Source organism: Streptomyces sp. NPDC090022, from assembly GCF_044748145.1.
Lineage (GTDB): Bacteria > Actinomycetota > Actinomycetes > Streptomycetales > Streptomycetaceae > Streptomyces.
The window spans coordinates 75,237-95,358 of sequence record NZ_JBIVFN010000003.1 but is presented as its reverse complement, the minus strand read 5'-3'; the positions used below and the strand labels follow the sequence as shown (position 1 = coordinate 95,358).

24 protein-coding genes and 1 pseudogene are annotated in these 20,122 nt (G+C 69.2%); 22 read left to right on the top strand and 3 right to left on the bottom strand.

Annotated elements, in window-relative coordinates:
- Positions 1-248: 248 nt before the first annotated feature.
- The 17 genes from ACIPXB_RS08170 (at position 249) to ACIPXB_RS08090 (ending at position 16,176) form a co-directional block, all read left to right on the top strand.
- Positions 249-1,967 carry a hypothetical protein gene (locus tag ACIPXB_RS08170; RefSeq protein ID WP_401446061.1) on the top strand — a complete coding sequence of 573 codons (1,719 nt, stop codon included), beginning with the start codon at positions 249-251 and terminating at the stop codon, positions 1,965-1,967.
- Complete coding sequence (locus ACIPXB_RS08165; RefSeq protein WP_401446059.1) at positions 1,964-2,566, top strand: hypothetical protein; 603 nt, start codon at positions 1,964-1,966, stop codon at positions 2,564-2,566. The genes ACIPXB_RS08170 and ACIPXB_RS08165 overlap by 4 nt, the downstream gene beginning before the upstream one ends.
- Complete coding sequence (locus ACIPXB_RS08160) at positions 2,566-3,624, top strand: hypothetical protein (RefSeq protein ID WP_401446056.1); 1,059 nt, start codon at positions 2,566-2,568, stop codon at positions 3,622-3,624. The genes ACIPXB_RS08165 and ACIPXB_RS08160 overlap by 1 nt, the downstream gene beginning before the upstream one ends.
- Entirely contained in the window at positions 3,624-4,007 is a 384-nt protein-coding gene (locus tag ACIPXB_RS08155) for a hypothetical protein (RefSeq protein ID WP_401446055.1), read from the top strand. Before ACIPXB_RS08160 ends, ACIPXB_RS08155 begins: the two co-directional genes overlap by 1 nt.
- Before the next feature lie 3 nt (positions 4,008-4,010).
- Positions 4,011-4,466 (top strand): hypothetical protein, encoded by a 456-nt coding sequence (locus ACIPXB_RS08150; protein WP_401446053.1) that lies wholly within the window; start codon positions 4,011-4,013, stop codon positions 4,464-4,466.
- Complete coding sequence (locus tag ACIPXB_RS08145) at positions 4,463-5,209, top strand: hypothetical protein (protein ID WP_401446050.1); 747 nt, start codon at positions 4,463-4,465, stop codon at positions 5,207-5,209. Before ACIPXB_RS08150 ends, ACIPXB_RS08145 begins: the two co-directional genes overlap by 4 nt.
- An 11-nt stretch (positions 5,210-5,220) precedes the next feature.
- Positions 5,221-5,658, top strand: coding sequence for a hypothetical protein (locus tag ACIPXB_RS08140; protein WP_401446048.1), 438 nt, complete (start codon positions 5,221-5,223; stop codon positions 5,656-5,658).
- 3 nt (positions 5,659-5,661) lie between these two features.
- Positions 5,662-6,069: a hypothetical protein gene (locus ACIPXB_RS08135; RefSeq protein ID WP_401446045.1), complete on the top strand. Its 408-nt coding sequence runs from the start codon at positions 5,662-5,664 to the stop codon at positions 6,067-6,069.
- A 24-nt stretch (positions 6,070-6,093) separates the two neighbouring features.
- Positions 6,094-6,495 carry a hypothetical protein gene (locus tag ACIPXB_RS08130; protein WP_401446043.1) on the top strand — a complete coding sequence of 134 codons (402 nt, stop codon included), beginning with the start codon at positions 6,094-6,096 and terminating at the stop codon, positions 6,493-6,495.
- 129 nt (positions 6,496-6,624) lie between these two features.
- Positions 6,625-9,975 carry a hypothetical protein gene (locus tag ACIPXB_RS08125; RefSeq protein WP_401446041.1) on the top strand — a complete coding sequence of 1,117 codons (3,351 nt, stop codon included), beginning with the start codon at positions 6,625-6,627 and terminating at the stop codon, positions 9,973-9,975.
- Positions 9,975-13,376: a hypothetical protein gene (locus ACIPXB_RS08120; RefSeq protein ID WP_401446039.1), complete on the top strand. Its 3,402-nt coding sequence runs from the start codon at positions 9,975-9,977 to the stop codon at positions 13,374-13,376. The genes ACIPXB_RS08125 and ACIPXB_RS08120 overlap by 1 nt, the downstream gene beginning before the upstream one ends.
- A 9-nt stretch (positions 13,377-13,385) precedes the next feature.
- A complete protein-coding gene (locus ACIPXB_RS08115) occupies positions 13,386-13,826 on the top strand; it encodes a hypothetical protein (RefSeq protein WP_401446037.1) in 441 nt (146 codons plus the stop codon).
- 48 nt (positions 13,827-13,874) lie between these two features.
- Positions 13,875-14,720, top strand: a complete 846-nt coding sequence (locus ACIPXB_RS08110) for an N-acetylmuramoyl-L-alanine amidase (protein ID WP_401446034.1) — start codon at positions 13,875-13,877, stop codon at positions 14,718-14,720.
- A gap of 11 nt (positions 14,721-14,731) precedes the next feature.
- On the top strand, positions 14,732-15,052 hold the full coding sequence (locus ACIPXB_RS08105; protein ID WP_401446032.1) for a hypothetical protein: 321 nt from the start codon (positions 14,732-14,734) through the stop codon (positions 15,050-15,052).
- Positions 15,053-15,493, top strand: a complete 441-nt coding sequence (locus ACIPXB_RS08100) for a hypothetical protein (RefSeq protein ID WP_401446030.1) — start codon at positions 15,053-15,055, stop codon at positions 15,491-15,493.
- Entirely contained in the window at positions 15,490-15,849 is a 360-nt protein-coding gene (locus ACIPXB_RS08095) for a hypothetical protein (protein WP_401446027.1), read from the top strand. Before ACIPXB_RS08100 ends, ACIPXB_RS08095 begins: the two co-directional genes overlap by 4 nt.
- Before the next feature lie 132 nt (positions 15,850-15,981).
- Complete coding sequence (locus tag ACIPXB_RS08090) at positions 15,982-16,176, top strand: hypothetical protein (RefSeq protein ID WP_401446025.1); 195 nt, start codon at positions 15,982-15,984, stop codon at positions 16,174-16,176.
- Here ACIPXB_RS08090 and ACIPXB_RS08085 read toward each other — a convergent pair.
- Entirely contained in the window at positions 16,173-17,222 is a 1,050-nt protein-coding gene (locus ACIPXB_RS08085; RefSeq protein WP_401446022.1) for a helix-turn-helix domain-containing protein, read from the bottom strand. The two genes, ACIPXB_RS08090 and ACIPXB_RS08085, sit on opposite strands and share 4 nt — an antisense overlap.
- Positions 17,223-17,324: 102 nt before the next feature.
- Here ACIPXB_RS08085 and ACIPXB_RS08080 point away from each other — a divergent pair, with 102 nt between their 5' ends.
- The 3 genes from ACIPXB_RS08080 (at position 17,325) to ACIPXB_RS08070 (ending at position 18,142) form a co-directional block, all read left to right on the top strand.
- A complete protein-coding gene (locus tag ACIPXB_RS08080; RefSeq protein WP_401446021.1) occupies positions 17,325-17,528 on the top strand; it encodes a hypothetical protein in 204 nt (67 codons plus the stop codon).
- Positions 17,525-17,692 (top strand): hypothetical protein, encoded by a 168-nt coding sequence (locus tag ACIPXB_RS08075; RefSeq protein WP_401446018.1) that lies wholly within the window; start codon positions 17,525-17,527, stop codon positions 17,690-17,692. The genes ACIPXB_RS08080 and ACIPXB_RS08075 overlap by 4 nt, the downstream gene beginning before the upstream one ends.
- Before the next feature lie 135 nt (positions 17,693-17,827).
- On the top strand, positions 17,828-18,142 hold the full coding sequence (locus ACIPXB_RS08070) for a hypothetical protein (RefSeq protein ID WP_401447143.1): 315 nt from the start codon (positions 17,828-17,830) through the stop codon (positions 18,140-18,142).
- A 49-nt stretch (positions 18,143-18,191) separates the two neighbouring features.
- Here the strand turns inward: ACIPXB_RS08070 and ACIPXB_RS08065 are convergent, their stop codons facing one another.
- Positions 18,192-18,428 carry a helix-turn-helix transcriptional regulator gene (locus tag ACIPXB_RS08065; RefSeq protein WP_401446016.1) on the bottom strand — a complete coding sequence of 79 codons (237 nt, stop codon included), beginning with the start codon at positions 18,426-18,428 and terminating at the stop codon, positions 18,192-18,194.
- Between the two features lie 163 nt (positions 18,429-18,591).
- Between ACIPXB_RS08065 and ACIPXB_RS08060 the strand changes: the two genes are divergently transcribed.
- Positions 18,592-18,798, top strand: coding sequence for a hypothetical protein (locus ACIPXB_RS08060; protein WP_401446013.1), 207 nt, complete (start codon positions 18,592-18,594; stop codon positions 18,796-18,798).
- A 262-nt stretch (positions 18,799-19,060) separates the two neighbouring features.
- On the opposite strand, the pseudogene ACIPXB_RS08055 reads toward ACIPXB_RS08060, so the two are convergent.
- A pseudogene (locus tag ACIPXB_RS08055) lies at positions 19,061-19,285 on the bottom strand (LLM class flavin-dependent oxidoreductase); the annotation flags it as partial.
- A gap of 50 nt (positions 19,286-19,335) precedes the next feature.
- Between ACIPXB_RS08055 and ACIPXB_RS08050 the strand changes: the two are divergent.
- The gene (locus ACIPXB_RS08050; protein WP_401446011.1) at positions 19,336-19,980 is read left to right on the top strand and encodes a PadR family transcriptional regulator; all 645 of its coding nucleotides are present in this window, start codon (positions 19,336-19,338) and stop codon (positions 19,978-19,980) included.
- The last annotated feature ends 142 nt before the right edge of the window (positions 19,981-20,122 follow it).

Here is a 20,122-nt window from a genome sequence, read left to right as displayed (position 1 = left end):
ACGGCACCGGCCCCCGACGACGAGGGAGGTGCGTCATCTCCTGGGAGCAGCTCCGAGACATCGTCCGAGCCGCAGCAGCAGAGCACCGAGCCGAGCGAGAGCGAACCCCGGTCGCCTGCCCCCAAGACGGCGAGCCGCTCGAAGAAGGCCCCGACGGGCAGCGCTTCTGCCCCTGGGACGGATGGCGACCCGACGGCCGGCATGTCGGCCAGTAAGTAGCAGCAAGCCGACCTGGAGGGAGGTGACTGATGAGCACGAAGAACACGGCCGCACCCGGCCGCCTGAACCTGGAGCTCGGGAACGCCGCGACTCTCGACGTCGGCACAACGGCCGGCACGGTCGCGGCCGGCGACGACCCGCGCTTCTCTGCGGCCGAGCCGTGGGTTTTCGACATCACCGCCTACGGCGCCACCGGAGACGTCCGCACCGCAACCGACGGGGCCATGACCTCCGGCGCCGCGACACTCACCTGCGCATCCGGCCCCTTCACCGCCGCGTCCAGCCCGGTCGGCAAGCACGTGATCGTCAAGGGCGCGGCCGCGACCGGCATCACCAGCCTCGTCACCACCATCATCAGCCGGCAGAGCGACACCCAGGTCACCCTCGCCGCGGCCGCAGCCACGACCGTGTCTGCGGCGCTCGTCGTGTGGGGCACCGACAACACCGGCGCCATTCAGGACGCGGTTGACGACGCGGAGGCGTATCTGGCCGCGGGCGCCACGTACGCGCAGGTGTACACGCCGCCGCAACGCTTCCTGATCGCGGGCCCCCTGAACAACAGCAAGAGCGGCAACGGGCAGATCGTCTTCGGCGTCTACCCCGCGACCGGCAACAAGCCGGTCCTGGAGTTCCGCGGTGAGACTGACGGGGCTGCGGCCGTCCGGCACTGGCAGCAGACCGTGCCCCAGCTCGCTGGGAGTTGCTGGGTGTCGGCTGGCGTGTTCGCGTCCGCGGTCGCGCAGACGAACAGCATCAACGCCGACGGCAACCCTGCCGTGCTGTCCGGCCCGAACGAGGGCTTCGGGTACGGGGCGTCCGCCCTGTTCAGCAACGTCATGCCGGTGATCCGGAACATGGCGATCCTGACTACGCACTCGTCGTTCGGCCTGACCTACGGCGCCGCGAACCTGTACGGCTGTGCGAACGCGCACGTCGAGAACCTCGGCTGCGGGACGCTCGGCACCGTCGCGAGCCCGAGCACCGACTACTCCTCCCCCGGCACGTTCGGGACCGGCCTCAGCGTGGGGCTCCTGCTGCCCGCGCCCGGCAACAACGACAACGTCGTCGCCAAGAACGTCGGCATCGGCGGCGGCTACACCTACGCAATGTTCATCACCGAACACGCGGTCGTAGACCGGTACATGGCCCTCTACTGCTGGGCCGGTCTTGTGGCGGTCGGCTCCTACGCCGGTTCGGTCGGCTCGGTCCACGCGATGAAGGTTCTGTCGGCCAGCATTGAGGCCTGCACGAACGAGCTGTTCATCATGGGCGTCGGCAGCGCGGGCATTGGCCCGATCATCGACATCGACCAGCTCAGCACCGAGTCCGGCACGCCGAACATCGCTGGCAGCAGCGCCGCAGCGCTGGAGTCGGCACGGGGAATCGTCCGCCTCACGGGCCTCTTCACCGAGTCGGGTGTGACCGTCGGCAGCGCATGCGGCATCAAGCTGATCAACGGGCAAGTGCCGTACCCGGTGCGCTCCGTGGCGGCGGATGCGACGGTTCGCGTTATCGACGAGGTGCTGCTCGTCGATGCCACCGCGGCAAACCGGACCATCACTCTGATTTCCGCCGTGGCCACACCGAACCGGTACGTGATCAAGAAAATCGACGACACGGCGAACACGGTCACCGTCGATGCGGCAGGTTCGGAGACCATCGACGGCGAGGCCACTGTCGTCCTGACCTCCCAGTGGGAGTCCGTCACGGTCATCCCGTCCGGCGGCAACTGGTACGTGGTCTCATGAGCAGCCTCAGCACCGCGGCCGACGCCCGCGCAAACCTCGCCCTCGACGCCGACCTGCCCGCCGAGCAGGGCCTCCTGGCATGGACGTACGACCCGAACATGGCCGGGCACGTTACCGCGCAGTCCAACGCCGGCGTGGCCGGACGTATCACCCTGGTGCGGATCCTCATCCGGCGGACCATCCTCTGGTCGAACGTCTGGATCGGGCTGTCCGGCGTCGACGCGGGCGCGTCGCTGTCGAACTGCTACCTCGGCGTCTACGACACCACCGGCACCCTGCGCGGCACGACGGCGGACATCTCGGCCAGCCTCATGACCGGCGCCACCGCGAAAGCCTTGCCGCTCGCCACGCCGTTCACGGCGACGCCCGGCGCCTACTTCATCGCCATGCTCCTCAACGGGACGTGGACCACTAACTCGTTGCACTTCAAGGCGTCCGGCGCCGGCGTGTCGGTCAACGCCGGGCTGTCCGCGCCCAACCTCCGGTACTCCAACCTGCTCACCAGCCAGACCAGCCTGCCTTCGTCGCTCACCCTCGCCAACCAGGCCACCAGCATCATCACCACCGGCTGGGCCTCGCAGTGGTACGGGGTGAGCTGATGGGAGTCTGGTACGCCACCCGCGAGGACGTCATGCGGGCCCCGGATTTCAAGGAGACCTCGCGCTCGGCACGGCAGATCGACCGCGCCCTCGAATCTGGCTCCAGGAGCGTCGAGGCTCTGTGCCACCGCGTTTTCGCCCCGACCGTTGCGACCCGGTACTTCGACTGGCCCAACGGCCAGCGTGCGGCGCCGTGGCGGCTGTGGCTGGACGCCAACGAACTGGTCGAGGTGACCGCGATCTCGTCGGGCGGCGTCGCCATCTCCACCGCGGACGTCCTCCTGGAGCCCGCCGCCTATGGGCCGCCGTACAGCCGGATCGAGCTGAACCTGAGCAGCAGCGCGGCATTCGGCGGCGGGAACACCCACCAGCGGGACATCACCATCACCGGCCTGTGGGCTGGCTGCCCGGTGGCCGAGACCGCGGTCGGCGCGACCGCTGAGGCCATCGATGGTTCAGAGACGGGTCTGGACGTAGATGGGCCCACGTCAGCCGTGGTCGGGGTCGGCAGCCTGCTTCGCGTCAACTCCGAGCGGCTGATCGTCACCGGTCGAAGCATGCTCGCCACCGGGCAGACCCTCACCGCCGACATGGACGCCAAGGCCAACGCTGTCACCGTCGCTGTGGCCAGCACGGCAGGGTTCGCGGTCGACGAGGTCATCCTCATCGACGCCGAGCGCATGCTGATCGTGGACATCGCCGGCAACAGCCTGATCGTCAAGCGGGCCTGGGACGGCAGCACGCTGGCCGCGCACACCACCGGCGCCACCCTGTACGCGCCCCGCAGCCTCACGGTCACCCGCGGCGCGCTCGGCACCACCGCCGCTACCCACACAACGGCCGCGCCCGTCCTGCGGTGGGACCCGCCGGGCCCCGTGCATGCTCTCACGATCGGCGAGGCTCTGACGACGCTCGGGCTGGAGCACTCCGGGTACGCCCGCACCCAGCGCTCCGGGGACAGCCAGTCCGACCGCACCCGTGACCAGCGGGGCCTCGCCGGACTCCGCGAGCAGGCGTACGCGGCGCACGGCCGCATGGCCCGGATCAGGGGGGTCTGATGAGCATCGACATCCGAATCAGCGGACCCCTGTTCGATGGGCGCGCCGCCCGAGCGATCGGCGAGTACTGCGACGACGCGCGCGAGCAGATAGCCGAGTTCGGTGAGGAACACGTCCTGCTCCTCATGGGCACCTCGTTCCGCCACCCGACCGGCTACTACGAGTCGCACGTCATGACCGAGCGCGCGTCCTCAGACGTGTCCCGTGTCCACGACCAGGGTGTCGTGTACGGGCCGTGGCTAGAGGGTGTCGGAACGCGCAACCGGGCCCGGCCGGGCTTTCCCGGCTACCAACACTGGCGGCGCACCAAGGACCTGCTGGCGCTGCGCGCACCCGCAATGGCCGAGCGGATTCTGCAGCCCTACCTGCGACGGATGGGGTGACCGATGGCACTCGACATCGCCGGGATCCTTGACGCGGTCGTCTCTCACGCGCTGGCCAGTGGCCGCTTCGAGGCCGTCAACGGCCACGAGCCGGAGAACCCGCCCAGCCTGGGCGTGAGCGCCGCTGTGTGGGCGGACCAGGTGCTGCCTGTGCGTGCGTCGGGCCTGGGCTCGACCACCGTCGACGTGGTCCTCAACGTGCGGCTGTACGCCTCGACGCAATCCGAGCCGGCCGACGCGATCGACCCGGCTCTGATCGAGGCGGTCGATGTGCTGTGTGCCGCCTACGTCTCGGACTTCACCCTGGACGGCCTGGTCCGGCAGGTCGATGTCCTCGGTGCGCATGGGCCCGCCCTTCAGGTCCGCGCCGGCTACATCCAGCAGTCCGGCGCCGTGTTCCGGGTGATGACGATCACCCTTCCTGTCATCGTCAACGACCTCTGGGAGCAGGTGGCATGAGCAAGCAGAGCGGCCTGGGCGATGCGCTGTACATCGCGGGCTATGACCTCTCAGGCGACATCGGCGCAGTCAACGCCATCGGCGGCGGGCCCGCCGCGCTGGAACTGACGGGCATCGACAAGGCCGCGTTCGAACGGATCGGTGGTCTGCGCGACGGGCGCATCGACTACACCGCGTTCTTCAACCCGGCGACTGACCGCGCGCATGACCGGCTGTCCCTGCTGCCGACAAGCGACGTGATCATCAGCTACTTCCGGGGCACCACCCTCGGAGGAGCCAGCGCCAACCTGGTGGCGAAACAGCTCAACCACGACGGCACCCGCGCGGACGACGGCGCGTTCACGTTCGTCGGCTCGAACCCGGGCAACGGCTTCGGCCTCGAATGGGGCACGTCCATGACGGCCGGCAAGCGGACCGACAGCACCGCCACCAACGGCACCAGCGTCGACTTCGGCACCGGGTCCACATCCTTCGGCCTCCAGGCCTACCTGCACGTGTTCGCGTTCACCGGAACCAGCGTCACCGTCAAGCTCCAGGAGTCCAGCGACAACGGCGCCGGCGACGCCTGGGCCGACGTGACGGGCGGTGGTTTCACCGCGGCAACCGGCATCACCAGCCAGCGCATCGAGACCGCCCGGAACCTGACGGTCGAGCGGTACCTGCGGGTCGTCACGACCGGGACTTTCTCCAACGCCGTGTTCGCGGTGTCCGTCAACCGCAACGACGTCGCGACCAGCTTCTAGGAGGAGACGTCATGGAGCGACCCATCAACCGCATTCCCCCAGCCCACGCTGTTCAGGCGTACCAGACGTTCAGCATCAGCCAGCGACCCGACGTCCTCGTCCGCGCCGCCTGCCAGCAAGTCGGCTGCGGGGCGTGGCTGCGGGGCTGGGACACGACCGTCGATGAGTCCACCCAGCAGGGCCAGGTGCAGGCCGCCTACATCCGCACCCAGTCCGGGCGCACCTTCCGCGAGCTGCGGACCGCAGCCGGGCTGACGGTGTTCCGGTTCGAGGCGGGGCAGCGGTGCTTCGCCGAGCACAAGACGAACCCCGAGACGTACGCGGTCCGGGACGGCGACTGGCGGGGGAACCCGACGGGCCGAGTCCGGCAGCACCAGCGGCCCGCCGACTGGGTCGAGGACTTCGGCGAGCACCAGCTCCGGATCGCCGACCAGCAGAAGAAGGGATAAGCCATGGCCAAGGAGAGCGGCCTCGGGTGGACCACGTGCAGCGTCGATGACGCGTCGGGCACCCCGCAGCCGATCAAGAACGACTTCACCAACCTGCAGTTCGCGACGCCGCGCGCGGTGCAGGACGTCACCGGCATCGACAAGTCCGCGATGGAGCGTCTGCTCCTGCTCGCTGACTTCTCGATCACCCTCAACGGAGTCTTCAACGACGCCGCCAACATGAGCCACGCCGTCTTCAAGACGATTCCGAGCACGTCGGTGCCGCGCACCGTCACCCTCACCGTATCCGGGCAGACCCTCGCCAACGAGTGCCTGTTCACGGATTACCCGCTCACCCGCGCCGACTCGGGCGAACTCACCTTCGCCGTGCCGGGCGTCCTCTCCGACGGCACCGTCCCGACCTGGTCCTGATCACCTACAACCTGGGGGCTCACCATGGGCTACAAGCCGAAGCGCAAGATCTACAACCTCGACTTCTCCGGCACTGACTTCGAGGGCCTGACCGTATCCGTCCGCGGCCTCAACACCGGCCAGTACCTGGACCTGTGGGAGGCCAAGACGGAAGCCGAGGCCGGCGGAGAGACCGGCCGCGTCCTGTACCTGCTGGCCGGCCAGCTCGTCAGCTGGAACGTCGAGGACGATCACGGGCAGCCGGTCGAGCCGACCCTCGACGGCATCAAGGGGCAGGACCTCGAACTCAACCTCGCGATCGTCAACGCGTGGACCACCGCCATGGCTGGGGTGTCTGCCCCTTTGGAGCAGAACTCCAGCGGTGGCGGGCCGTCCCTGGAGGCATCGCTGCCGATGGAAGTCCTGTCGTCAGACCTCGTGAGCTAGTCCGCGCGGAGGTCGTCCTCGGCCTGTGTGAGCGTTTTGGGTGCTTGCCGAGCGCCCTGTACGAGGAGCCTGTCGAGCTCCTGCAACTCCTGATGATCGAGAAGCAAGGCGCGCCGGAAGGAGGCACGGATGGCCAACGACATTGAGATCAACGTCCGTGTCGCCAACCACAGCACCGCCGGGCTGGCCGCGACGACGCAGTCCCTGAACCGGGTCAAGGCCGCGGCCCGCGACGCGTCGGGGCAGGTGGCCAAGCTACGCGAGCAGATGTCCCGGGACCTGACTCTGCGCGCCCGCCTCGACAACCAGACCGAGGCCGCGTTCACGCAGCTGCGGTCCACCGTGCAGGAGATGAGGTCGAGCGGCCCGATCACCATAAGGGCTCGCCTCGACAACAACACCGCGGCTGCTTTCACGTCTCTGAAGGCGACGATCGCCGAGCTCAAGGGTTCTGGCACGATCCGGCTGCGTACCAGCCTGACCAACGACACCGCGGCCGGGCTGGCTGCCGTCAAGGCAGGTCTGCGTGAGCTCAAGGCCATGAGTCCCGTCCGGCTTGAGGCGCGGTTTAGCGGCGACGCGACGCAGATCACCGCTACCGCCCGAGCCGTGGGGCAGCTGCGTACCGATGCCGACCGCGCCGGCACGGCACTGGCAGCGCTTGCGCCCCGCGCTGTCGCGGCCGCAGCGGCCCTTGAGCTTGTACAGCACGCCGCGTCTGAGGCTTCGGACGAGCTGAGGGAGCTTCGGGCGCGGGCGGCCGCCGCGGGCGCGGCGCTCGGCGAGCTTCGGGCCAGCGGGACCAGTGTGTCCACAACCATGCGCAGCGTCTCCCGTAGTACGGAGAGCGCGTCCGGCCGCATGGACGCGCTCATCACGCGCTCCGAGACGCTCCGGGAGCGGATGAACGAGCTTGGATCGAGCCTGGGCCGGGTCGGCGGCAATATGGGCGGCCTGCGCGGCAGCTTCGGGTCGATGAGCTCGTCGATGAACCGGGCGACCAGCAGCTCCCACAGCCTCCTCTCCGTGGCCTTGCTGCTCGCGCCAGCCCTTGTTCCGCTGGCTGCGGCAGCGGCCCCAGCGGCCGCCAGCATGGGGGCTGCCGGGGCTGCGGCGGCCGTGTTCACGGCGGCGCTGATCCCCCAGTTCAAAGCGATCGGGGATGCGAACAAGGCTGAGGAGAAGTACACCAAGGCCCTGGGTACGCACGGTGCAGCGTCTGCCCAGGCGGCTAAGGCCGAGAGCAAGTACCTGGCGGCGGTCGGTGCCATGCCGCAGATCACGCAGGAGGCAGGCGGCGCGCTCGACCACTTGACGTCGTCCTACCGGGCATGGTCGGACAGCCTAGCGACAGACACACTGCCTGTGGCGATGAAGGGCTTCGCGGTCCTGACCGGCCTGTTCCCGACGCTGACACCCCTGGTGAAGGGCGCATCACACCAACTTGACCGGTTCATGACGATACTTGCTGGCGGGGTGCGGACGCCGGGCTTTGACCAGATGATGCAGCGATTCGCGGTGTTCGCCACGGACAGCCTTGCGAAAGGCATCTCCGGACTGGTCCGGTTCGGACAAGCATTGCAGGCCGGCGGATCGGCTCGTAACGGCATCACAGAGTTCATGGAATTCGCTCGGTCCGTTGGGCCTGCGGTGGGCGAAACGCTCAGAAACCTCGGCTCGGCAATTGTTCGAATCTTGGCTGCATCGGCTGACGCGGGTGTCGGAATTCTGGGTGTCGTCAACGCTTTCACCCAATTGATCAATGCGATCCCACCTGAAATCCTGGCCCGGATCGTTCAGCTGGCGGTGGCGTTCAAGCTGGTGACGCTGGCCTCGGCGGGAATCGCGATGGTCGCCCCGCGCCTGGCGGCGGCCGGCACGGCAGCGGCCGCGTTCACCCGGGCCGCGCAGTTCGGCGGGGTGGCGTCGGCGATTCAGGGTGTCACGGCGAGCCTGTCCGCGATGCAGAAGACGACGATCGTGCTGGCTGTCATCGCGGCAGCGGTCATCGCGGTGAATGAGCTGTCGGAGAAAGCCAAGGGCGCGCCGCCGAGCGTGGACAAGCTGACAGACTCCCTCAAGCGGCTGGGCGAGTCCGGAAAGTTCACGGGCGAGCTCAAGGCGACGTTCGGCAGCATGGACGGGTTCGTTCAGCGCGTGCGTGACATGAGAGCGGCGTCCGCTGATTTCGACAAGGCCAATCATTTCGCGAGCCTCGCAGGTATCGCCCCGGTATTCGAGAAGATCGCGCCGAAGTTCAACGAGCTGACCAAGGGCACCAAGAGCCTGTCCGCAATGAAGGACGACCTGAAGGCGTTCGACGAGAGCTTCGCGAACCTGGCGAAGAGCGGGCACGCCGATGAGGCGGCCACCCAGTTCCAGAAGTTCCAGGACGCGCTGCGGGGTGCGGGCCTGTCCGCCAAGGAGATTGCGGAGCTGTTCCCGCAGTACCAGGCTGCGGTGTCATCGGTGCGCGCGGAGCAGGAGCTGGCCGCGCGCAGCATGGGCCTGTTCGGTGAACAGGCTGTCGCGGTCAAGACGAAGCTCGACGCGCAGAAGCAGTCTGCGGACGGGCTGCGGCAGTCGATTCAGGCGCTGAACGACACGAACCGGCAGGCGCTCGGCGGGATGATCGGCTTCGAGGCGGCCATTGACGCCGCTGCGAAAGCCGCCAAGGAGAATGCCGGCGCCCTCACCATGACCGGCGACACCCTCAACCTCAACAGCGAAAAGGCGCGGACCGCGGCATCGGCGCTGTCCGACCTTGCCGCGCGGACGGACGAGGCTGCGTCCGCGGCCCGCGAGAACGGGTCCTCCTGGTCGACGGTGAACGGTATCTACGACCGCGGCCGGGAGAAGTTGATCGCCGCGGCCGACCAGATGGGTCTCACTCGCGACCAGGCCGCGCAGCTCGCCGCGCAGATCCTCCGCACCCCGGACAAGACGGCCCAGCTCAAGGGCAACATGGAGGATCTCCAGGCCAAGCTGAACTCGGCGAAGCAGCAGCTGGCAAACGTGCCGAACTCGCGCCGGGCCGAGGTGCTCGCGAACATCGCCGACTTGCAGGCGAAGATCCGGGTCGCGCAGCGGGAGCTGAATGGCCTGCATGACCAAACCGTGTATATCCGGACGATCTACCAGACTTTCCGTGAGCAGCACCACGGCGGCCAGGCCGACGCACACGGCGGCGTCATCGGATTCGCTGCAACCGGCGGCGTCCGGTCCCGGATGACCCTGGTAGGCGAGCAGGGCCCCGAGCTGGTCGACCTGGCGCCCGGCTCCCGAGTCCGCTCCAACCCCGACTCCCGCCGCATCGCGGCCAGCCTGGGCGGTGGCAGTGGTGACGCCGGCCCGATCGTCATCCAGCTCATGCTCGACGGCAGCCGCGTCGCTGAGGTCCTCGTCGACCCGCTTCGCAACACCATCCGCTCCCTTGGAGGCAACGTGCAGGCAGTCCTCGGCCAGAGGGGGGCAGCCTGATGGCATTCCCCTACGACGTGCAGGACATCCGCGTCGAGGCCCTCCTCGGCACGTGGACCGACATCACGTCCTACGTGCAGCGCAGCGACCTGATCACCATCCGCCGCGGCCGCATGGACGAGGCCTCGACGGTCGAACGGTCGACGGCACGGATGGACATCAACAACCGCGACGGCAGATTCACGCCCCGCAACCCCACGGGCCCGTACTACGGGCTCCTGAACCGCAACACCCAACTCCGGATCAGCATCCCGCACCACGTCGGCAGCTACCTGAACCTGCCCGGCGATTCCACCGCCGACCGGGTGGTGGCCCTGGCGCTCCCGGGTCATGCCATCACCGGCGACATCGACATCCGGATCGACCTCGAGCTCGACAGCTGGCGCCGCCTGCAGCAGCTCGCCGGCCGCTGGTTCCCGTCGTCCAACCGGTCATGGATCCTGGGGATCCAGAGGGACGGCTGCCTGTACCTGCGATGGTCACCGGATGGCACGTCCGGGGCGGCCCTGACGTCGGTGTCGACGGTCCCTGTGCCGGTGCCGGGTGGTAAGCGGCAGGCGGTCAGGGCCACTCTCGACGTCAACAACGGCGCCTCGGGCCACACGGTCACCTTCTACACGGCGGGCACGCTGGCCGGGTCCTGGGTGCAGCTCGGGGACCCGGTGGTCACCGCAGGTACGACGGCGGTCGACGATGCTGCCATTGCGTCGCTGGAGGTCGGCTCGGTCATCGAGCAGACCACGGGCCCCGACCCGGATGCAGTCAGCGCCACCGTCGCGCCGACGGTCGGCGCGGTCTACGCCTTCGAGCTGCGGTCCGGAATCGGCGGGACGGTCGTCGCGAACCCCGACTTCACCGTTCAGACCGCTGGCGACACCTACTTTTCAGACACCGCCGTACCCGCGAACGACTGGAACACGGACGGTGAGGCGGCGATCGATGACCGCGACTACCGCTTCCACGGCCAGGTACCGGCGTGGCCGTCGCGGTGGGACCGGTCGGGGTCCGACGTGTGGGTGCCGATTGAGGCGGCGGGGATTCTGCGCCGCCTTGGCCAGGGCAGTACCTCCCTGCCGTCAGCCTTGCGTAGGTCTCTGACGACGCTCGCGGCAACGCAGCCGCTGGCGTACTGGCCGTGCGAGGACGGCTCCTCGGCCACTGTCCTGGCGTCGGGACTGCCGGGCGGCCTGCCGATGACGATCACCGGTGATCCGCAGCTCGCGACCTCGACCGCGTTCGACTGCTCGGCGCCGCTGCCCAGCGTCCACAACTCCACCTGGGTGGGGGCCGTCCCGTACTACGACGGGTTCGGGATCCTTGAGACTCGTCTGCTGCTCAGCGTGCCCGCGGCGGGGCTGACGGACGGCACCGTGCTGTGCCGGATGGTCACCTCGGGCCGGACGAACTACTACGACCTGGTGTACGGCACGGCCAACAACGGCAGCTTGACGGTGGTGGTGCACAACGTGGACTGGGTCCTCCTCGGGACCGGCACCACTCTCGCGGCGGGCCTCAACGGGCACAGGGTCCGCGTCAAGTTCTGGACGCACTTCGTCAGTGTGGACGTGGAATACGGCGTGGACGTGTCCGACATCGACACCAACGTCACCAGCAGCGTCTCCAACCTCGTGTCCAGCTCCACCGTCAACAAGATCACCCACGTGGTGGTCTGCCCCTACGGCGACGTTGACGAAGCTGTTATTGGGCACATCTCCGTCCACGACGACGTCACGGCGGCAGCGACCGGCTTCGATGCGGTGCGCGCCTACGCCGGTGAGACTGCTGGCCGGCGCATCGAGCGGCTGTGCGCCGAGGAGAGCATCGGCTTCCGGCATGCGGGAGACCTCGACGACACCATCCCCATGGGACCGCAAATCGTCACAACTCTGGTCAACCTGCTGAACGAGTGCGCGCTCACCGACGCCGGCATCCTCTACGAGCCGCGGCAGGCATTCGGGCTGGCCTACCGGCCCCGCACGTCGCTGTACGCGCAGGAGGTGACGTGCGACCTCGACTATGCGGGCGGGGAGCTGGCCGGTGAGCTGACGCCGACGGACGACGACCGGTACCTGACCAACGACGTCACCGCCAGCCGCCGCGGCGGGTCGTCCGCGCGGGCGACGCAGGACGAGGGCAACTTGTCCGTGGCCGCGGTCGGCTCCTATCCGGACACTCTGTCCGTGAACCCGGCCGCCGACCTGTACCTGCCGGACATCGCGGGCTGGCAGGTGCATCTGGGGACCGTCGACGAGGACCGCTACCCGACTGTCACGGTCGACCTCGCGAACCCGCGGGTGGCCGCTGACGCCGCGCTGGTGGCCGCGGTGTCGGCGGTGAACATCGGTGACCGGCTGACGGTATCGAATCTGCCGGCGTGGGTGGCTCCTGGCCAGGCCGACCAGATCACGCAGGGCAGCACGGAGGTCTTGGGGAACTTTGAGCGTCGGCTGACGTTCAACACGTCGCCAGCGTCTGCGTACATGGTGGCCACCCTGGACGGTGGTGACGCGCACCTCGACACCGACGGCTCGACGCTGTACGACGCGGTCACCAGTTCGGCCACCAGCTTCGTCGTGCACACCACCCAGGCCAGCACGGGCCTCAAGCCGGTCTGGACGACGGACCCGACGGACTTCCCGATAGACCTGCGGCTCGGCGGCGAGGTCGTCACCGCCACGGCCGCCGCCCCGCTCGCCGCGGACGACTTCAACCGGACGGTGGGCGCGGGCGGCTGGGGCACCGCGTCCGATGGGCACACGTACACGCTGACCGGCGGTAACGCGTCTGACCGGTCTGTGGCGTCGAACCGCGGTGTGGTCACGCTGGCGGCGCCGACGACGACACTGCGGCACCAGGTCGTCAGCGAGACCTGCGGCGACTGCGACGTCCGGGTTGCGGTGTCGGTGTCAGCGACGGCCACCGGGGGCCCGCTGTCGGCGGCGATCACGACGCGGTACACCGGATCTTCCGACAATTACCGGTTGAGGATCGAGTTCACGACGTCCAGCGTGATCCGGTTGACGGTCACGCGCGGCGGAACCGCAGTCGGGTCGAGCGTGACGACGACGCTGGCGTACAGCGCGGGCACGGTGATTCAGGCGCGGGCCCGGGTGATCGGGCATCGCGTGCTGGGCCGGGTGTGGGCGACCGGCACGCAGGAGCCGGCGTTGTGGCACATCGACGAGACGATCTCGTCGAGCACGATCAGCAGCGGCCAGGTCGCGCTGACCGCCGTCGCCCTCACCGGCAACACCAACACCAACCCGGAGATCCGCTTCGACGACTGGACAGTGGAGACACCGCAGCGGGTGACCGTGACCCGCAGTGTCAACGGCGTCGTCAAGGCACACAGCGCCGGCACGGACATCCGACTCGCTACCCCGCCGATCCTGGCGCTCTGAGGAGAACCGATGACCCACATACGGGCAGGAATGCGGCTTAAGGCGAGCATGCTGACCGTCGACGCCGTGCAAGTTGAGGACGCCACCACGCGCACGACGACATCGGGTACGTATGCGAACGCGGCGACGGGCGGTGCGTTCTCCGCTGCGATCACGGTCCCGCTGTCGGGAAAGGTGAACGTCGAGATGCGCGTCACGGAGCGCAACTCTGGGGCGACGAACACGATCACATCGTGGATCGCGTCGGGCAGCACGTCGGGCAGCGTCTACTCGACCAGCGACACCGCCGCCCTGATCGTGGCGGGCACCGACAACTCCTCACTCGACCTCAGCTACCTGCTGACCGGCCTGACCGCCGGCGAGCTCCTGACCGTGACGATGCAGCACCGGGTGTCGGGCGGCACGGGAACGATCGACTACCGGCTCATTCTCCTCACCGGCTGCCTGTAACCCACCTGATTGGAGGCCCTTATGGCCTGGTACCCCGGAGCTGTCCGGATGGAGCTCCAGCCCGAGTCGGACGATCAACCCGCGATCCGGCCGACGCAGTTCATCATGCATTCGATCGCCGCGCCGTGGACGGTGCGGCGGACCTACGAGTACTGGAGGGACTCGACCAACCTGGAGTCGCACTTCGGGCTGGACTACACCGGCAAGCCCGGCCAGTACATCGGAACCGAAACCCGCGCGGACGCCAACTACAAGGCCAACCTCCGGCCGGACGGCACCGGTGCGGTGTCCATCGAGACCGCATCCAACGACGACCACGATGACCCGTGGAGCGACTCCCAGGTCGAAGAGCTCATCAAGCTCGGCGTCTGGCTCCACCACCAGCACGGCATCCCGCTGCGGATCTGCCGCACCGCGTCCGACCCCGGATTCGGCTACCACCGGCTGCATTCCGACTGGGCCGTCAGCGGCACCGACTGCCCTGGCGACGCGCGGGTGGCCCAGTTCAAGAACGTGATCTTCCCGGCCATTGTCGCCCGCGCCACGGGCCAGGCCCCCAACCCCGAGGAGAGTGACATGCCCCTGACACAGGCCGACCTGAACGCCGTCGCCCAGGCTGTCTGGAACCACACCGAGACCAACGCCAACACCGGCAACCCCGTCCACATGGGCGCGGTCCTGGCCTGGATGGACAAGGTCCACCTCGACCAGACCAGCCGCGTCCTCATGCAGCTCGCCGCCACCCAGGCCGCGCTCACCGCCCTCGTCACCCAGCTCGGCCAGTCCCACGGCGTGAACACCGAGGCCGTGGTCGCAGCCGTCCAGCAGGCCATCGCCGACGCGGTCATCCACGTCGACGTCGACGTCACCGGCACGCCCGCACCGGCCAACTGAAAGGACCACCCGTGAACGTCGCTCTCGACCGCGCCTACTGGCTCGGCCTCCTCATCTCCGTGGTGCTGCCCGTCCTCGTCGGCCTCGTCACCACCCGCGTCACCTCCGCCGGCGTCAAGGCGGTGCTGCTGCTGGCCCTGTCGACGCTGAACGGCCTCCTCGTCGAGGTCGCCAACCCCGGACCCGGCTTCGACCTCGGCACCGCCGCGATCCTCGCCGTGGTTTCCTTTGCGACCGGCGTCCTCGCCCACTTCGGCCTGTACAAGCCCACCGGCGTGGCCGGCAAGGCACAGGACACGCTCGTCACGGCGAGCCAGCCCCGGAGCGTGTAGATGTGGTGCCGTGCGGCCCGGCGGGCCCAGCGCCTCCTGGGCCGCCGCGGCCCCTTCCTCGTCCTACTCGGCATCGGAAAGACGAACCTCGGCACCAGCTTCATCGTCGACCCACCCAGCGCCCAAGGCCTGGGGCTCCTCACCCAGTGGTGCCCCATCGAAGCCTGGGCCTGGCTGTGGATCCTCGCCGGGTTGATCACCACCGCATGCGCGTTTCTGAAGATCGGCCGTGACTGGGCAGGGTTCGCCGCCGCCCTCGTTCCCCCGTCCGTCTGGGCCATGTCCTACCTCGCCGCTGTCATCACCGGCGACTACTCCCGCGGCGGCTACGTCGCGGTCTGGTACCTCACCTCCCACGTGGGGGTGATCCTGTGGGCCTCGACGGTGCCGGAGTACGCAGTACCCGATCCCCGAGCGGCCCGGAAAGCTGAGGGCGGATGAGCATCTGGTCGGGAGTCGTCGCCGCGGTCGGCGCGCTAGGCGTGATCATCGCCGGGCTTTTCACCGCGAGGGCGACGAGGGCAGCAGCGGCGGCCACGGCTGAGGCGACCCGGGCTGCGGCGCTGGCGACTGCTGCGCCGGCGCAGCGGGCTGAGGATCTGAAGATTCTGCAGGCGACGGTGTCCCGGGTGGATGAGGAGAACGGGTCGCTGCGGGGGCGACTGCACAGGCTGGAGATCCTGGTCAGGTCGTTCTCCTCGTACGTGGGGCAGTTGACGGGGCAGATGCGGGCGCATGGGATTGAGCCGCCGGCGCCCCCGGACGCGGTGGAGGAGTACAACCGAACTGGAGTCTGACCGCCGCCAGCAGACGCCCCCGCCCCCACCCCTGCCCGGGGTGGTATGTGGGCGCTCCTGTGCCTGGGGCTACGCTGAGGCCGCCCCGGGACCTGCACCCCGGAGCGCATGACCGTCAGAAGCGGAGGACCCATGGAACGCTGGCGCCTGACCTACGTCAACCGGGACGCGATGCTGGGCGAGGTACCCGCCCACTACCGCACCCACGAAGCCGACGTCGACACGGCCGGACTTGAGGAACCGGAGATCGTCGACCGCCTGCACCACGTCATCCTGGAACTGACGGAAGGCGATGGCGTGATGACCGGCGCCGAAAAGATCAGCTAAGCGCGGCTGAGGCGCCGCTCCGCATCATCGAGCCGGGACCGGTAGTAGGCGTAGTCCCGCGGGTACCCGGCGAGCTGGGGAAGCCCAGCCCGGTACCCGGCCGCAGCGTCCTGCCAGTGCTGGCACGCGGCGGCCGTGGTCGCGTCCTCCAGCTGCGCGCGGACCGGGTCCAGCCAGTACAGCCAGCCCGGACGGTCCGCCTCATCCGGCACCCGGGCCGCGAGGCGGACAGCCTCATCCGACAGACGCCGCGCCCGGTCCCGCTCGCCGAGTGCCGCGGCGGCCATCGCTTCCTGGTGGACGGCAGCAGACGCTGCCGCAGGAGACAGGCCACGCCCGGCCCGGCCGGCGGCCGCGGTGCGCTCGGCGCGGCGGGGGTCGCCGTGCTGCAGCGCGTAGTAGGAGCGGACGCGGTGGATCCAGGACGTCATGTCCTGGTGCCCTCCGTCCATGGCCCAGCCCAGGGCCACATCGAGCCATGCCAGCGCCGACCCGGTTCTGCCTTCGCTGTGCGCGACCCAGGACAGCCAGTGGGCGTGTTCGGCAGCCAGCAGCATGAGCCGGTCCGCGGCATCGCCGCTGCTGCCGGGGATGAGGCGGGTGACGGCATTGAGTTGGGAGCGGACGGCTGCCCATAGGTCGCGGCCGCCGACCTCGTCCTCTGCGCGCCGGTGTTCGGCGAGGACGCGGCCGATCCATTCGGCGGTGCGGAGGTCTGTTCGGCCGGTGGTGTGGCCGTGCGCGATGCGTTCCCTGAGCTCGGGCGGCGGGCCCCAGTCGTCCGGCCCAGGGTTGGGAGTGAGACCGCGAAGTTCAGGCGGCACTGCGAGCCCTTCTGTGAGGCGTGAGATCAGGTCGGCGGAGGTGACGCGCCGGCGCCCGGATTCGATGGCGCAGATGTGGGGCTGTGCCAGCCCTATGACCTCCTCCAGGCCGCGTTGGGAAAGCCCGGCGGCGTGCCGGTACTCACGGAGGATGGCTGCCCAGTCCTGTCGTGCCCACGCCGCGCGTAGGCGTGGCTGTGCCCAGGGTTCCCGACCACTCATGCCCGCACGATACGCCCGCTGATACAGGCTGTGTATCGGGTTGGCGTGCTGGGTTGGGGAGGGTGGGGGCATCACCCGCTGACGATGGCAGGGAGCACCGGCATGGACGCCCGCGTAGAGAGCACCTCGTTTGAGCACACGGACCATCTCCTCATCGGCCATCAGGTCGTGGACACCCGGTCGCTGCGGGAGGGTGAGCTGCGGGCGGTCGTCATCGAGAAGAACGGCGACCTCACGGCGTACATCCGCGGCGCTGACGCCCGCGAGTTCGAGACCCCCCTCGAGTGCGTCCGGCGCGCGTCGTGACCGCTGTACGGATCTGCGCCCGCTGCCAGCGGGCGCTCGGCAGCTCGTACGAGACGATCACCGTGGACTCGGCTTCCGGCGCCCGGCCCAACGTCTACGCGCACCACCAGGGCGACCCGGCGTGCAGCGCGACCAAGACGGGCAAGCGGCCTAGCCGGAAGTAACCGCGCCGCCCCCAGACCCCCGGCTCAGCCGTGACCACGGCGGCGACCGGCTGAGCCGGGTCTGCACCACCCCGTAGCGGGCGCCATGCCCGCGCCGTTAGGTTCCTGACCAATCGAGACGAAAGCGAGGTGAACATGCCCATCACCGCCGAGTTCGAGATCAGCGACACCGACGTCACCACCTGCGAAGCCTGCTGGAAAGAGCCGGTCCAGGCCTGCCGCTTCACACGCGACGGGAGCAAGCGCGACCTGCTGTGCACGTCCTGCGCGGCCCAGGACTACGCCGTCCGCGTCGAGCTGTTCCCGCCCCTGGGCGTGTACAGGCTGACGTGGCCGAAGGTGACCATGGAGAAGCACCGGAACCCCGGGTATCCGGAGCCGCCGCCTAACCCGGGGCCGCCGCTGCCGAGCCCCCCGCCGTCGCCCACGCCGGGTCGGCCGCCTGTGTAGTTGCTGTTCTGCGAGACCAGCCCCGGCCGGTGCCCCCTTCCGGCCGGGGCTACTCGCGTACTAGGTCCGCCAGCGGGACGCCGACGGCGCGGGCGAGGCGTAACCAGATCGTGAGCCGGGCGTCGCTGTGCCCGGCCTCGAGGCGGTTGACGGTCTTGCGGTCGACGCCGGCGCGTTCGGCGAGCTGTTCTTGCGAGAGGCGGGCGACGGCGCGGGCGTCGCGTAGGCGTGCTCCGATTGCCCGGCGGCGGGCGCGTACCCAGTCGGGCGGTGGATCGGATTGCACAGGCCAACGCTGTAACGATCTTGCGCATTTGTCTGTACCTGGCTGGGTACACCTAACAAATTGGTGTACGAGCCAATCGTTCGACCGAAAACCATTGCATCAGTGGCTTGAACCCGCCAAGGTGCTGACAGTGCGACCAGACGACGACCCAGGGTGATACCAAGTGCACGAATTGCCGGACTCCAGCCGCCTGCACCTCAGCCCCACACAGCGGATCCGCTACAACGCCGACGCCCGCGCGCTCGCCCAGTCCAGAATCGCCGACCTCGCCGCCCTCGGCCCCGCCTCATCCATCCTCATGATCGAGAGCCTTCGCAGCTCCCTGCACGACGCCCTCCAGCTGATCGAAGAACTCATCGCCCCCTCCTGACCACACGCACGCACGGCCCCGAGGGTGGTGCCCTCGGGGCCGTCGCCATGCCCGGGTCAGGCGGCCAGCCCGATGCCGCCGAGCCCTGAAGGGCTAGCGGGAGACGGCCGGCGCGCGGGCCGGGTCAGGATCCGCCGCAGCGCATCCCGCAGTGCAGCGTCCATGGGTGGGGCGGCCGCGGCCTCGCCCCGAACGCGGGCGACCGCCTCGTCACCAAGGAGTGCGCGCCGCTCGGCCCGGGTCACCGTCGGCCCCGCTCCATCAACCGCGTCGGCCTGGACCGCTTCGCACACATGCGCAATGAAAATTTTGCGGGGGCGGACATGTGTGCGTACCACTTGAGGGAGTGGTGCTCGACGGCCCAGATCCGGTCGAAGCCCATCCGTTCGGCGAGCACGGCCTGTTCGACGCAGTCGCGGATGACCTGGTGCTCACGTGCGACGGTGGGGTCGGCCAGCTGGGCCTCGAAGATCACGGAGAATTTCACGGCGCCTCCAGGGTTGCGTCCCGTGTCCGGTTCTCACTTCAATTCGTCATATGACTAGTCGTCAGAAATCGAAGAAGCAAGACCTGCCGCCGACCGCGTGGGCGGTGCTCGGCCTGCTCTCGTTCCCCGGCGAGCGGACCGGGTACGAACTGAAGAAGTGGGCCGACTCCTCGTTGCGCTTCTTCTACTGGTCGCCGGCGATCAGCCAGATCTACGCCGAGCTGCGCCGCCTGGAACAGCTCGGGTACGCCGCCTCCACCCGCTCGGGGCCCGAGGAGATCCGCGCCAAGCGCCGGTACGCCATCACGGACGCCGGACGGGCGGCGCTGGCCGGCTGGGCCGCCGGCACCACCGACGCCGGACCGGTGGTGCTCAAGCACGGACTGCTGCTGCGGGTGTGGCTCGGGCACCTGGCCGAGCCGGAGCGGCTGCGCGCGATGGCGGCCGGGCACCAGGAGCGCACCCGGGGCGAGCTGGCGGCCGTACGGGAGGCCCTGGAGCACGCCGGTGACACGGCGGACTGGGCCTTCCCGGAACTGGCTCTGCGCTGGAGCGAGCGCCAGCACCTGGCGGAGCTGGAGCTGGCCGAGGCGCTGCTGGCGGACCTGGCGGTGCTGGAGGCCTCCCGCGGCGTCCCGGGGAGCGAGGGTGAGACGTCCGGTCAAGGCCCCGCGGACGCGCCCACCGGCGGGTGACACGCGGCGGGGCCCGCGAGCCCCCTCAGCCCTGGCGGGAACCGGCCGTACGGCCCTGTCCGGGCGTGCAAGGCCGGTCTCATCGTGGCCGCCGCCGACTACGCTGCCTCCTCACCGCACGGCTCCGGTCGGGACACCGGGC